Origin of the sequence: Pseudoalteromonas sp. S558 (genome assembly GCF_005886635.1) — a bacterium.
GTDB classification, from domain to species: domain Bacteria; phylum Pseudomonadota; class Gammaproteobacteria; order Enterobacterales; family Alteromonadaceae; genus Pseudoalteromonas; species Pseudoalteromonas aliena.
Genome location: NZ_PNDU01000462.1, coordinates 1 through 756 on the forward strand (window position 1 = coordinate 1; position 756 = coordinate 756).

Below are 756 nucleotides of genomic sequence, written 5' to 3' on the forward strand. Positions count from 1 at the left end.
TACCAAACTGCAAAAATATTTGAACAATTTATCGAATTAAATCACTCTATAACGTTGTTAAAAATTTTTTATTTAGAACAACTAGATACAAAAATTTTTGCCTAGTTCTAGCGCGATTTTCTTATCGTTAAATAGACCACATATATAAGCAGATTGGTATGAATATAATTAAATTTTTACAGACGATACTTTTTTGTAGCCTTCAGATTCAAGTTCATCATTTACACATTTTAATACGTAGGCATTAAGTTCTGTATTGCTTACGTCGTCATCTTTAGACCAGTTAACGCACATTTCTGTGTATTCTTTTATCATTTCGGCTGAAGCTGTTGGCGCGTCGTCTGCCACTGCGTAAGTTGCAGATACTGCAAATAAAGGCGCTACGATTAATGCTAGTAATGCTTTGTTCATTCGTTTATTCCTAAAAAATGGTATGACGATCGCAATACGCTTTCTCTCGTTAAGCGTAAGGCAATAGTGCCCAATCCAGAACAGTTCTGTTGGTAAGTTGATTTTTAATCGAATTTGAAATAAAAGAAAACGAAATATTTTTATCGTGAGGATGAGTGATTTATACATAACCTGAACTCTGGTTAAGATATTTACTAATATATTGAATCATAATAATATTTAAATTTATTTTTCTCTAGCCAGAGATTTTCAGTGAAAACAAGGCGAACTTACGCGTCAATAGCTGGCCTATTGCAAGTAAATTCAACGTAGTTAGCGCTGAAAATAGCGGCTTGAGAGAGATTT

1 protein-coding gene is annotated in these 756 nt (G+C 32.9%); it reads right to left on the reverse strand.

All coding sequences use genetic code 11. The features are described from left to right. Positions 1 to 168: 168 nt before the first annotated feature. The gene (locus CWB66_RS20780; RefSeq protein ID WP_138586935.1) at positions 169 to 411 is read right to left on the reverse strand and encodes a hypothetical protein; all 243 of its coding nucleotides are present in this window, start codon (positions 409 to 411) and stop codon (positions 169 to 171) included. Positions 412 to 756: the final 345 nt, after the last annotated feature.